1 pseudogene is annotated in these 14,948 nt (G+C 72.4%); it reads left to right on the forward strand.

The annotated features are described in order from the left end of the window. Positions 1-128: 128 nt before the first annotated feature. Positions 129-14,942: pseudogene (locus ACWCPQ_RS08840) on the forward strand (SDR family NAD(P)-dependent oxidoreductase); the annotation flags it as partial. Positions 14,943-14,948: the final 6 nt, after the last annotated feature.

Consider the following 14,948-nt stretch of genomic DNA (forward strand, 5'->3'; position numbering starts at 1 on the left):
GGCGCGTCCGGCGCCGACTGCTCCGGCGTTCGCCGCCGCCGGCGGTCATATCGATCACCCCACAGAGCTTTTCAGCGAATTCGGCAAGATAGAGGAAACCCATGGTCGAGTCGGCGAATGAGATCGCCATTGTCGGTATGTCGTGCCGGATGCCCGGCGCCGCCGATCTGGACGCGTTCTGGCGGCTGCTGCGCGAAGGGCGCGACGCCATCGGTGCGGCGCCCGCCGATCGCGCGGGTCTGGGTGAAACGGCCGGTTTCCTCGAATCGGCTTCGGAATTCGACGCCGGATTCTTCGGGGTATCGCCCAACGAGGCGCGTGCGATCGACCCACAGCAGCTGCTCGGTCTCGAACTGAGCTGGGAGGCACTGGAAGACGCGGGATACCGGGACCGCGACGGCGGCCGGGTCGGGGTGTTCCTGGCCGGATCGGGTACCGATTTCGCGGAGCTGGTGGCCGCGCAGGGGGTCGCGGCGATCGGCCGCTATTCGCTGCCCGGGGTCGGGCGGGGCGTGACGGCCAACCGCATCTCCAACCATTACGGATTCACCGGTCCGAGTCTCGTCGTGGACAGCGGCCAGTCCTCGTCCCTGGTCGCGGTGCATCTGGCCTGTGAGTCGCTGCGCAGCGGCGAATCCGCGGTCGCGCTGGCGGGCGGGATAAATCTCATCCTGTCGCCGTTGAGCGGCGCGCGCTACGAACAGTTCGGCGCCCATTCGCCGTCGGGCCGATGCTTCACCTTCGACAGCCGCGCCGACGGCACCGTCCGCGGCGAGGGCGGCGGCATGGTGGTGCTCAAACCGCTGGCCCGCGCCGTCGCAGACGGCGACCGGGTCTATGCGGTGATCCGCGGCAGCGCGGTCAACAGCGGGAACGAGCGGCGGGTACTCAGCGCCCCGAGTACGACCGCGCAGGTGGCGGTCCTGCGGGACGCGCTCGCGGCCGCCGCGGTAGCCCCGGCGACCGTGGACTACGTCGAACTGCACGGCACCGGAACACCCGCAGGCGATCCGGTCGAGGCGGCGGCGCTCGGGCAGATCTACGGGACCGGGCGCGGCGAGACCGCCCGGCTGCGGGTCGGCTCGGTGAAAACCAATATCGGCCATCTGGACAGCGCCGCCGGAATCGCCGGACTGATCAAAACCGCCCTGTGCCTGCGGCACCGGGAGCTCGCACCAAGCCTGAACTTCGTATCGCCGAATCCGCGGATCCCATTGGCGGAACTCGGGTTACGGGTCCCGACCGACGCCGAGGAATGGTCCGTCGCGGGCGCCGGAGCCGGTGCGCCGCGGCGTGCGGGGGTGTCGTCCTTCGGTATGGGTGGGACGAATGCGCATCTGGTCCTGCAGGAGGCCCCCGCCACGGTGCCCGCCGCGCAGCACCGGGCAGACACGGCCGATGAACCACCGGTGACCTGGGTGCTGTCCGGTCATACCCCGGCCGCGCTGCGAGACCAGGCGGCGCGGTTGCGGGAACGGCTGGCCGGGAGCACGGAGCTCGACGCGACCGATATCGCGAAATCGCTGTGGTACACCCGCACTCCGCTGGAGTGGCGGGCGGCAGTGGTGGGGTCCGACAGCACCCGGATGAGTGCCGGTCTGGCCGCACTGCTCGAGCCCGCGGCCGAATCCGGTACCGACGCCGTGGTCACCGGCCGTGCCGCCGAGCGGCGCGCGGTCTTCGTCTTCCCCGGGCAGGGCAGCCAGTGGCTGGGCATGGGCGCCGGGCTGCTGGCGTCGAGCGCGGTGTTCGCCGCGGCGATCGCGGAATGCGAAACGGCGCTGGCACCCTACGTCGACTGGTCGCTGACCGAGGTGTTGCGCGGTGCTCCGGGCGCGGCATCGCTGGAACGGGTGGAGGTCGTGCAACCGGCCCTGTTCGCGATGCTGGTATCGCTGGCCCGGATGTGGCAGGCCGCCGGGGTGCATCCCGCGGCCGTCGTCGGTCATTCGCAGGGCGAGATCGCGGCGGCGGTCGTAGCGGGTGGTCTGTCCCTGGCCGATGGAGCCCGGGTGGTGGCGCTGCGTTCCCGGGCCGTCGCGGAGGTGCTGGCGGGTTCGGGCGGGATGGCCTCGGTCGGGTCGTCGGCGCCCGAGGTGGCGCGACGGCTGGCGGCCTTCGGCGGCCGGCTGTCGGTGGCGGCGGTCAACGGTCCGGGACAGACCGTGGTCTCCGGTGCGGCGGACGCGCTCGGCGAATTCCTCGACGGTTGTGCCGCCGAAGGCGTGTGGGCCAGAAGGATTCCGGTGGATTACGCGTCGCATTCGGCGGCGGTCGAACAGATCCGGGACCGGGTCCTGGCCGATCTGGCCCCGGTACGTCCCGGAACCGGGACGGTGCCGTTCTTCTCGACCGTGACCGCGGAATTCCTGGACACCGCGGCCCTGGACGCGGGGTATTGGTACCGGGGGTTGCGCGAGGAGGTGCGGTTCGCCGCGGCGATCGATGCGTTGCTGGCGGCGGATATGAACGCGTTCGTCGAGATCAGCCCCCATCCGGTGCTGGTACCGGCGATCGAACTGGGCGCGGATACGGCGGGCCGGGCCGACCGGGTCGCGGTACTGGGGACGCTGCGCCGTGACCAGGGCGGATCCGCGCAGTTCGCGACGGCGGTGGCGCAGGCGTACTGCGCGGGGTTCGATGTGGTGCCGGTGCCGGAAACCCGGGCATTCGATCGGGTGGACCTGCCGGTCTACGCCTTCCAGCGGCGCCGGTGCTGGACGCCCGCGATCACGGCGCTACCGCAGCCGGCGTTGTCCGCGGTCGCGGATATCGATGCGGCGGAACAGGATCCGGGCATACCGGCCGAGGACGAGACCGCGCCGGTACCGGACAGCCCACTCGCGGCCCGGCTGTCCGCCGCCACCGAACGGGAGCGTGAACCGCTGCTGCTGGGGATCGTCGCGCGGGAGGCAGCCGCGGTACTCGGCCACGACTCCGCCGGTGAGATCCACCCCGACCGGCCCTTCACCGCGTTCGGATTCGATTCGCTGACCGGGCAGCAACTGCGCAACCGGTTGGTCGCGGCGACCGGGCTGACCCTGCCCGCGACCTTGATCTTCGACCGGCCGACCCCGCTGGCGGTGGCCCGGTTGCTGCGCGCTCGGCTGGAAGGCGCGGCCCCGGCCGTGAGCCGGGTTCCGGCCCGGGTGCGGTCGGAGGAACCGATCGCCATCGTCGGTATCGGCTGCCGCTTCCCCGGCGGGGTGTCCTCGGCCGAGGATCTGTGGGAACTGCTCGCCGCGGGCCGTGACGCGATCACCCCGTTTCCGACCGACCGGGGCTGGGAGCTGGATCGGCTGTTCGATCCGGACCCGGACCGGCCCGGCACGGTGTACACCCGGGCAGGCGGATTCCTCACCGGTGCAGCGGATTTCGATGCGGGATTCTTCGGTATCGGCCCCCGCGAGGCGGCCGCGATGGATCCACAGCAGCGGCTGATGCTGGAGGCGTCCTGGGAGGCACTCGAGGACGCCGGTATCGATCCGGCCGTCCTGCGCGGTACCGACGCGGGTGTCTATGTCGGTGCGTCCTCCTCGGGTTACCGGCGCGGTGTGACCGGCGAATACGAGGGCTTCCGGCTCACCGGGACCTCGCACAGCGTGATATCCGGCCGGGTCGCCTACGTATTCGGGCTGGAAGGTCCCGCGGTCACCGTGGATACCGCGTGCTCGTCGTCGCTGGTCGCGCTGCACCTGGCGTGTCAGGCACTGCGGCGGGGCGAGACCTCGCTGGCGTTGGCGGGTGGGGTGAGCGTTTCGGCGAGCCCGAGCCTGTTCGTGGATTTCTCCCGGCAGCGCGGACTGGCGCCGGACGGCCGCTGCAAGGCGTTCGCGGCGGCCGCCGACGGTGTCGCGTGGTCCGAGGGCGTCGGGGTGCTGGTGCTCGAACGGTTGTCGGAGGCGCGCAGCCGCGGGCACGAGGTGCTGGCCGTGATCCGGGGTGCCGCGGTGAACCAGGACGGGGCGAGCAACGGTCTGACCGCGCCCAACGGCCCGTCGCAGGAGCGGGTGATCGCGGCGGCGCTGGCCGATGCGGGGCTGCGGCCCGCGGATGTGGACGCGGTGGAGGCGCACGGGACGGGGACGACGCTGGGTGATCCGATCGAGGCGCAGGCCCTGATCGCCGCCTACGGATCCGAGCGCGCCGAACCGTTGCGGATCGGTTCGCTGAAATCGAATATCGGGCACGCCGTCGCGGCGGCCGGTATCGGCGGCGTGATCAAGATGGTGGCCGCACTGCGGCACGAGACCCTGCCACGCACGCTGCACGTGGATGCGCCGACCCCGCATGTGGACTGGTCGGCCGGGTCGGTGCGGTTGCTGACCGAGGCCGAACCGTGGCCGATGTCGGCGCGGGTCCGGCGCGCGGGAATCTCGTCGTTCGGGATCAGCGGCACCAATGCGCATGTGATCCTCGAGGAGGCGCCGGTCGAACCGGCCGTGACCGTCGATGTCGCCCCCGAGGACACCCCCGGGAAACTACCGTTGCTGATCTCGGCGAAATCTCCGGCGGCGCTGCGGGCGCAGGCCGGGCGGCTGCGGCAGTGGCTGATCGAGCGGCCCGGCGCCGATCCGGCCGCCGTCGCGCGGGCCCTGATCGAGACGCGGGCCGGATTCTCCCATCGGGCCGGGGTCGCCGGTGCCGACCGGGAACAACTCGTCGCGCTGCTGGCCGATTTCGCCGCGGGGTCGGATCCGGCCGGGATCGTGGCAGGACAGACCGTTTCCGGCGGGACCGCTTTCCTCTTCACCGGGCAGGGCGCCCAGCGTGCCGGGATGGGTGCGGACCTGTACCGCGCCTTCCCGGTGTTCGCGACCGCCTGGGACGAGCTCTGCGCCGCGTTCGATCCGCTGCTCGGCCTCTCGTTGCGCGAACTCGTGTTCACCGACCCGGACGGTGTGCTGAACCGGACGGAATTCACCCAACCTGCCCTCTTCGCGTTCGAGGTCGCACTGTTCCGGCTGCTCGAATCGTTCGGCGTGACACCGGATCTGCTGCTCGGGCACTCCATCGGTGAACTCGCCGCGGCGTATGTGGCGGGGGTGTGGTCGCTGCCGGACGCGTGTGCGCTGGTGGCGGCACGCGGCCGGTTGATGGGGGCGCTGCCCGCGGGCGGTGCCATGCTCGCGACCGCTCTCGGCGAGGCGGACGCGGTGGCCGCCATCGGCGTCCGGGCCGACCGGGTCGGGGTGGCCGCGATCAACGATCCGGCCTCGACGGTGCTGTCCGGTGATGCCGAGGCGATCGCGGAGATCGAACGCGAACTGACCGACGCGGGCGTGCGGACCAACCGGCTGCGGGTGAGTCACGCGTTCCATTCGGCGCGGATGGATCCGATGCTGAACGAGTTCCGCGCGGTGGCCGCGGCGGTGACCTACCGGCAGCCGCAGCTGCCGATCGTGTCGAACCTGACCGGGGAACCGGTGGGCGAGGCGGTGACCGACCCCGAGTACTGGGTGCGTCAGGTGCGCGGCTGCGTCCGTTTCGCGCCCGGGGTGGCGACCGCGCTGACCCAGGGGGTACGCCGCTTCGTCGAAGTGGGCCCCGACGCGGTCCTCGCGGCGATGGTGCGCGGCACACTGGCGGAACGGTCCGACGCCGAATCGGAGGTCGCGGTGACGGCGGCTGCCCGTCGGTCGGCCGATGAGGTGGGCCAGTTCGTGACGGCGCTGACGCGGTTGCACACCGCGGGGGTGGCGGTCGATTGGCGGCCGCTGTTCCCGGGGGCGGCGCCGGGGCGGACACCGTTGCCCACCTACGCGTTCGAACACCGGCGGTATTGGCTGACCCCCGACGGTTCCGGTGATGTGGTGGCCGCGGGTCTCGACGAGGCCGGGCACCCGCTGCTGGGTGCGGCGGTCTGGCTGCCCGATTCCGCCGGCGTGGTCCTGACCGGCCGGCTGTCGCTCTCGGCGCAGCCGTGGCTGGCCGATCATGTGATCGGCGATGCCGTGCTGGTGCCGGGAACCGCGTTCGTCGACTGGGCGCTGCATCTGGGTGCGCTGACCGGTAGTCCGCGACTGGCCGATCTGGTGGTCACCGCGCCACTCGCGCTTCCGGCGCAGGACGCGGTGGAACTGCGGGTGCTGGCCGGCGAACCCGATGCCCGCGGCGCGCGGGCGGTATCGGTGCATTCCCGGCCACAGCGCACCGGCGGGTCCGCGCCCGCGGACTGGGTCCGCCACGCGACGGGAACACTGGTCGCGGCGGCCGCGACACACGAACCGGCGGCATTCCCGGAGAGCTGGCCACCGGCGGACGCGCAGTCGGTGTCGCTCGCGGACGGGTACGCCGAACTCGCCGGGCACGGTTACGGTTACGGGCCGCAGTTCCGCGGGCTGACCTCGCTGTGGCGGCGCGGCGACGAAATATTCGCAGAGGTGGCGCTACCCGGTCCGGCACAGCAGTCCGCGGCCCGGTTCGGTGTGCACCCGGCGCTGCTGGACGCGGCGTTGCACGCCCTGCTCCTCGGCGGCGCTGTCGAACTCGCGGAGCCGGGCCAGATCCTGGTGCCGTATTCGTGGGACACGGTCGAGTTGCACCGGGCCGGTGCCGCGTCGGCGCGGGTCCGGCTGACGGTGACCGCAGCCGCGGCCGGTGAGCGGCGTATCGCGCTGACCCTGCTGGACGCGCAGAACGCGCCGGTGGCCACGGCCGCCACCGTGACCTTCCGACCGGTCACCCTCGAGACGCTCGGCGCCGCGACCGGTACGGCCGATCTGTACGAGACGACCTGGGCGCCGGTCGCCGCCGTGGCGGCCGCACCGGTATCGGCCGCGGTGCTCGGGGATACGACCGTTTCCGGTATCGAGACGAGCCGGCCGACGGTGGCCGCTCTCGCCGCCGCGGGGGATATCCCGGAGGTGGTGGTGTGGCGGGACGCCGATCCGGCGGACCGCCGGTGGTCCGGTGAACCGGAACGAGTGCGGGCCCGAGTGCACGCGGCGCTCGCGGTACTCCGGTCCTGGCCGGCCGAAGGAGCCGTGGCCGGGAGCCGGCTGGTGGTCGTCACCACGGGCGGTGCGGGCCTGCCGGGAGAGGATCCGGATCTCGCGGCCGCCGCGGTCCGCGGACTGGTGCGTTCGGCACAGTCGGAGAATCCGGGCCGATTCGTGCTCGTCGACGAGGCGCCCGGCGATCCGGTGGATGCCGAGCGGATCCGGGCGGTATTGGGCAGCGGCGAACCACAGGTCGCGGTGCGCGGAGCGCAGATCTCGGTCCCGCGGCTGACCCGGGTCGGACCCGCGGCGGCGGAGCGGGTTTCCTTCGCGGATGCCACAGTGCTGATCACAGGCGGTACCGGGGGCCTGGGCGCGTTGTTCGCCCGCCATCTGGTGGCCGCGCACGGTGTACGCCGGTTGGTGCTCACCTCACGCCGGGGACCGGCGGCGGACGGGGCCGCCGAACTGGTGGACGAACTGGAACAGGCGGGAGCCCGGGCGCGCGTGGTCGCCTGCGATGTCACCGAACCCGCCGCGGTGGGCGATCTCGTGGCCGGAATCGATCCCGGACAACCCTTGGCGATCGTCCACACGGCCGGTGTACTGGCGGACGGAACCGTCGGCACACTCACCGGAGCGCAGGTGGACCAGGTTTTGGCGCCCAAGGTCGACGGCGCCTGGAATCTGGCCGAGGCGACTCGGGACCGGCCGGTCTCGGCGTTCGTGGTGTTCTCCTCGGTGGCCGGGCTGATCGGCTCGGCGGGACAGGGTAATTACGCCGCGGCCAACGGTTTCCTCGACGCGCTGGCACAGCGGCGCCGAGCGGCCGGGTCGGCGGGGGTGGCGCTCGCGTGGGGGCCCTGGGATCAGGGCAGCGGCATGACCGGTGCGCTGGATAGCGTCGCGACGGCGCGGTGGCGCCGGATGGGGCTGGAACAGCTCGACGTGGCCGCGGGCCTCCGGTTGTTCGACCTGGCTGTCGGTCGGCCGGAAGCACGACTGGTCCCGCTCGCATTCGACCCGGATACTCTTCGGCGGGAGTCGGACCCGGCCGCGGTCCCGGTGGTGTTACGCGGCTATCTGCGCCCCGCGGTGCGCGGCGCCCGGTCCGGCGCGGCGACCGGCGCATTGGGGGACCGGCTGACCGGGTTGCCCCCGGCCCGGCGGTCGGCGGCTGTCCTGGAGGTGGTGCTCGCGCAGGCGGCCGCGGTGCTCGGGCACGCGTCGGCCGCCGATATCGGGCCCGAACAGCGGTTCGACGAGATCGGATTCGATTCGCTGGGCGGCGTGGAGTTCCGGAACCGGCTGGCCGAGGCCACCGGTGTGCGGCTGCCCTCCACCCTGGTGTTCGATCATCCGACGCCCGCCGCCGTGACGCGGCTGGTCCTGGACCGGGTGGCGCCACCCGCGACCACCGGTACCCCGGCGAAAACTCCTGATACAGCGCGGCCGGTACCGGTGGACGAGCCCATCGCGATCGTGGGTATGGCGTGCCGGTTCCCGGGCGGGGTGGGTTCGGCGGCGGATCTGTGGGATCTGGTGGCCGCGGGCACGGACGCGACGGGTGAATTTCCGGCCGACCGCGGCTGGGATCTGGAACGACTGTTCGATCCGGACCCGGACAAGCCCGGGACCGTGTACGCGCGGCGCGGCGGATTCCTGTACGACGCAGCCGATTTCGACGCCGGATTCTTCGGGATCGGTCCGCGCGAGGCGGCGGCGATGGATCCGCAGCAGCGACTGTTGCTCGAGGTGTCGTGGGAGGCGATCGAACACGCCGGTATCGACCCGACCTCGCTGCGCGGCAGCGATACCGGTGTCTACACCGGCGTGATGTATCAGGACTACGAGACCGTGACCCGCCAGGCCGGACCCGAGGTCGAGGGATATGTGGTCACCGGCGCGGTGGGCAGTGTGGTGTCGGGCCGGGTGGCCTACGCGCTGGGTCTGGAAGGGCCCGCGATCACCGTGGACACCGCCTGTTCGTCCTCCCTGGTCGCGCTGCATCTGGCCTGCCGGGCGCTGCGCCAGGGGGAGAGCTCGCTGGCGCTGGTGGGCGGTGCGACGGTGATGGCCACACCGATGGTGTTCCAGGAGTTCTCCCGGCAGCGCGGACTGGCCCGGGACGGGCGCTGCAAATCCTTCTCGGCGGCCGCCGACGGGGTGGCCTGGTCCGAGGGCGCGGCGGTGCTGGTGGTGGAACGTCTGTCCGACGCCCGGCGGCTCGGCCACGAGGTGCTGGCCGTGGTGCGGGGCAGCGCGATCAACCAGGACGGTGCCAGCAACGGCTTGACCGCGCCGAACGGTCCCTCCCAGGAGCGGGTGATCGCGGCGGCGCTGGCGAACGCCGGGGTCCGGTCGGCCGATATCGATGTCGTGGAAGCGCACGGGACCGGCACCGCTCTGGGCGATCCGATCGAAGCCCATGCACTGCTGGCCGCTTACGGACACGATCGCGCGGGCGAACCGCTGCGGCTGGGCGCGCTCAAATCGAATATCGGTCACACCCAGGCCGCTTCGGGTGTGGGCGGGGTGATCAAGATGGTGCAGGCACTGCGGCACGAGCTCCTGCCCCGGACCCTGCACGCGGACGAGCCGAGCCCGCACGTGGATTGGTCGGCCGGGGAGGTCCGGTTGCTGACCGAAGCGCGGCCGTGGCCGGCGAACGGGCGGGTGCGCCGGGCCGGTGTCTCGTCGTTCGGTATCAGCGGGACCAACGCGCATGTGATCCTCGAGGAGGCGCCGGTGGTCGCCGCGCTCCCGGCCGCAATCCCCGGTGGCGCCGGGGCGCCCGGGGTTGCGGAGCCCGCCGCGGTGCCGGGGATCCCCGGGTCGGCGGCGCGGCCCGGACAGCCCGGCCCGACTGTCGTGCCGTGGGTGCTCTCGGCGAAATCGGATACGGCGCTGCGGGCGCAGGCCGAACGCCTGCGGGCCTGGGTGGCCGCCCGCCCCGATGCCGATATCCGGGCAGTGGCGCGGACGCTGGCCGGATCGCGCGCGCTGCTCGAACGGCGGGCAGTGGTCGTCGGAGCCGATCGCGACGAACTGATCGCCGGACTGGCCGAGGTGGCGGCCGGGGCGCCGGGGACGATCCAGGGCTCGGCGGTGCCCGGGCAGACGGCGTTCCTGTTCACCGGTCAGGGTGCGCAGCGGGTGGGGATGGGTCGTGAACTCTATGCGGCGTTCCCGGTGTTCGCGGCGGCACTGGACGAGGTGTGCGCGATATTCGATTCGTTGCTGTGGTCCGGTTCCGGGCCGCAGCGAGCGGGTGGACCGGCGAGCGCGGGCCACGACGGTCCGGACCCTGCGGCACCGCCGGCTACGCAGTCGTTGAAAGAGGTGATGTTCGGCGATCCCGGTGGGGTGCTGGATCGGACGGAGTTCACCCAGCCCGCGCTGTTCGCGTACGAGATCGCGATGTTCCGGTTGCTGGAATCCTGCGGTGTCGCACCGGATCTGCTGATCGGCCACAGTATCGGCGAGCTCGCGGCCGCCTGTGTGGCCGGTATCTGGTCGCTGCCGGACGCCTGTGCGCTGGTGGCGGCCCGGGGCCGGCTCATGGGGGCGCTGCCCGAAGGCGGGGCGATGCTCGCGGTCGCGGTGACCGAGGCGGCCGCGCACGCGGCGATCGCCGGTTACGGCGCACAGGTGTCGGTGGCCGCGGTGAACGGGCCGGCCGCGGTGGTGCTGTCCGGCGCGGTATCCGGAATCGAGGAGATCGAAGCCGAATTCGCCGCGGCCGGGGTGAAGACCTCCCGGCTGCGGGTGAGCCACGCCTTCCATTCGGTACTGATGGAACCGGTGCTCGACGAGTTCCGGGCGGTGGCGGCGGATATCGCCTTCCGGGAACCGCTGCTGCCGATCGTGTCGAATCTGACTGCGGCCGTGGCCGCCGGCGAACTGCGTGAACCCCAGTACTGGGCCGACCAGATCCGTGGCTGTGTCCGGTTCGCGCCCGGGATCGACGCCGCGGTCGCGGCCGGTGCGCGCCGGTTCGTCGAACTCGGGCCCGACGCGGTGCTGACGGCCATGACCCGGCAGACGCTGGCCGAGACCCCGGATATCGAGGCCCGGTCGACGGTCGTCGCGAGCGCGCGGCGCAGTGGCTCCGAGGTGTCACAGTTCGTCGCGGCGCTGGCGTGGGCGCATATCGGTGGGCTCGGGGTGGACTGGACGCCGCTGTTCGGTGAACTGCCCGCTCATCGGGTGGACCTGCCGACCTACGCCTTCCAGCGTCAGCGCTACTGGGCGCGGACGGCCGCGGTGCCCGATGTCCGGCAGGCGGGTATGACCGATCCGGGTCATCCGCTGCTGGGCGCGATGATCCGGCTGCCGGATTCCGCCGAAGTGGTGTTCACCGGGCGGTTGACCCGCTCCGGACATCCGTGGCTGGCCGATCATGCGGTCGCCGGGGTGGCACTGCTGCCCGGGGCGGCGCTGGTGGAGATGGCGTTGCACGTGGGTGCCGCGGTCGACTGCCCGCGACTGGCGGAGCTGGTGATCGAAGCGCCGCTGCCGATTCCGGAGACCGGGGCGGTGACGTTGCGGGTGGTTGCGTCCGGTCCGGGCGAGGGCGGGACCCGCACGGTCTCGGTGTATTCGCAAGCCGGAGCCGAGAACGAATCCGCCGGGGCCGGCACGGATCCGGCCGAATGGATCCGGCACGCTACCGGCACGATCACCGCCGCGCCGGCGGCGGGTGCGTTCGACGCGGACCTGGCGAACTGGCCACCGTCGGGCGCGACAGCGGTCACTGTCGAGGACACCTACACCGAGCTGGCCGAGCAGGGTTACGGGTACGGGCCGGCCTTCCGCGGCCTGACCGCACTGTGGCGGCGCGGCGCGGAGGTGTTCGCCGAGGTCGCGCTACCGGAACCGGTGCGCGCCGAACATGCCGATTTCGGGGTGCATCCGGCGCTGCTGGACGCGGCGCTGCATTCGGTACTGCGCGGCGGTCTGGCGCCCGCCGCCGGGGACGGTGCGGTCGTGGTCCCGTTCGTCTGGGAGAACGTCGCGCTGTACGCGACGGGGGCCGCCACACTGCGGATCCGGGCCACCTCCGCCGGTGCCGCGGACGGGGACCGGGTCGCGCTGACACTGGCCGATCCGGCGGGTCTGGTCGTGGCCGAGATCGGCGCGCTGACTCTCCGTCCGCTGGCCACCGATGCTCTGGGTGCCGCCCGGCGCCCGGCCGAAGGGACGGGTTACGAATTCGCCTGGCTCGAACTCCCGGCGGCGGCCGCGAGTCCGGAGACCGGGGTCTGGACTGTCGTGCCCGACGGCGAGAACGTCACCGTCGGCGGCCGAGAGGTGACGGTACTGCGCTTCGAGCCGGTGGACCGGGGCAGTTCGGACCTGCCGGCGGTGGTCCTCGAATCGGTGGTCGAACTGGGCGCGCGCATTCGGCGGTTGCTGGCCGGCGACCGTGCGGTCGTGGCGGTGACGGAACGGGCGGTGGGCGTGCACCCGGGTGAAGCGGTCGATCCGGCCGCGGCGGCCGGCTGGGGTCTGCTGCGGACCGCGCAGAGCGAGCACCCGGACCGGATCCTGCTGGTCGATCTGGACGATCGGACCGAATACCGGTCCGGGGTGGCCGTGGCCGTCGCGCACACCGGCGAACCCCAGCTCGCCCTGCGCGGCGCGACGGCCTACGTACCGCGGATCCGGCGCGCGGGCGCGGCGGAATTCGCCGTCGCACCGGCCGAGACCCGGCCCTGGGCACTCACCCTGCGCGACAAGGGCACATTGGCGGCGGAGAACTTCCGGATCATCCACGACTCCGAGGCACCGGCACCGCTGGCGCCCGGCCAGGTCCGGATCGGGATGCGCGCGGTCGGGCTGAACTTCCGCGATGTCCTCATCGCGCTGAGTACCTATCCCGACCCGCACGGCCGGATCGGCGGCGAGGGCGCGGGTGTCGTGCTCGAGGTCGCCGCCGATGTCACCGGCTTCGCGCCGGGTGACCGGGTGTTCGGGCTGATCCCCGGGGTCGGCTCGGTCGCCGTGACCGATCAGCGGTTGCTCGCGCGGATACCGCGCGGCTGGTCGTTCGCACAGGCGGCGGCGGTGCCGATCGTCTACGCCACCGCCTATTACGGTCTGGTGGATCTGGCCGCGGCCCGGCCCGGGGAGACGCTGCTGTTGCACGCGGCGACCGGCGGTGTCGGCCTGGCGGCGATCCAGCTGGCCCGGCATCTGGGACTGCGGACGCTGGTCACGGCCAGCACGCCCAAATGGGAGGTGCTACGCGAGCTCGGTTTCGACGATTGGGCGATCGGCGATTCGCGCACGCTCGATTTCGAAACCGAGTTCCTGGCGGCGACCGGCGGACGCGGGGCCGATATCGTGCTCGACTCGCTGGCCGGCGAATTCGTGGACGCTTCGCTGCGGCTGCTGCCGCGCGGCGGGCGGTTCGTGGAGATGGGCATGCTCGACCGCCGCGACCCCGACATCGTGGCAGCCGAACATCCCGGCGTGGACTACCACAGCTTCATGTTGATGGAGGTCGGCCCGGCCCGGCTCGGCGAGATCCTCACCGCGCTCGTCGCACTCTTCGAGGCCGGATCGCTGGCGCCGGCCCGCACCACCGCATGGGATCTGCGGCAGGCCCCGGAGGCTTACCGATATCTCGGTCAGGCCCGGCATATCGGTAAGAACGTGCTCACCGTTCCCGTGCCGTTGCGGCCCGGCGGCACGGTGCTGATCACCGGCGGCACCGGTAGTCTGGGCGCGATCGCCGCCCGGCATCTGGTCACCGCGTACGGGGCCCGCAGGCTGATCCTGGCGGGCCGGCGCGGTCCGGACACGCCGGGCGCCGCCGAGCTCACCGCCGAACTGTCCGCGCTCGGCGCGGAGGTGGAAGTGGTGGCCTGCGACGCGGCCGACCGGGCCGCCCTGGAGGCGGTCCTGGCCGCGATACCGGCGGCGCATCCGCTGACCGCCGTGGTGCATGCCGCGGGCGTGCTGGCCGACGGCCTGCTCACCGGTATGACACCGGAACAGTTCGCGACGGTGCTGCGGCCGAAGGTCGACGCGGCGTGGAATCTGCACGAGGCCACCGCGGATCTGGATCTGTCGGCCTTCGTGCTCTACTCCTCGATCGCCGGAGTGATCGGCAATCCGGGGCAGGCGAACTACGCCGCGGCGAATATGTTCCTCGACGCGCTGGCCCGGCACCGGCAGCTGCTGGGTCTGCCCGCGACCTCGCTGGTGTGGGGCCCCTGGCAGCAGGGCAGTGGAATGACCGCGGCGCTCGGCGCGGCCGATCTCGCGCGGCTGCGCCGGGAAGGTCTGGTGCCGGTGGGGCCCGCCGAGGGTACGGCGATGTTCGACGCGGCGCTCGCGGGCGGTGACGCGGTATTCGCCGCGGTGCGGATCGACCGCGACGCACTCGCCGAACAGGATCGCGCCGACGTGCGGGCCGTGATGCGCGGGCTCATCCGCCCGGCACGGCGACGCGCGACCGAGCGCACCGCGGAGTCGCCGGATCTCGCGGCACAGCTGGCCGGGCGCCCGCCCGCGGAACAGGAACGGATCATCCTCGAGGTGATCCGGGTCCAGGCGGCGGCCGTGCTCGGGCACAGCAGCGCGGACGCGACCGCACCCGATCAACCGTTCAGCGAGATCGGGTTCGATTCGCTCGGGGTGATGGAGTTCCGTAACCGGTTGCGCACCGCGGTCGGTACCCAGTTGCCCGCGACCGCCATGTTCGACTATCCGACACCGGCGGCGCTGGCGGGTCATCTCCGCCGGGAGATCGCCCCGGTCGAGGATCCGGTAGCGCGGATCACGGCCGAGATCGAGGCGCTGGCGGACAGTTGCGCGGCGGCCGATCTGGCACCCGCCGACCGGACCGGCCTGGTGAACCGGCTGTCCGCGCTGTTGCGCGAACTCGAGGGCACCGCCCCGGGGGAGTTCGATCCGGACGCCGACACCGCAGAAAACCTCGACACCGCGGACGACCGCGAGCTGTTCGACTTCATCGACAACCTCAGCTGAACCAGC

This window comes from Nocardia sp. NPDC001965 (assembly GCF_053594175.1).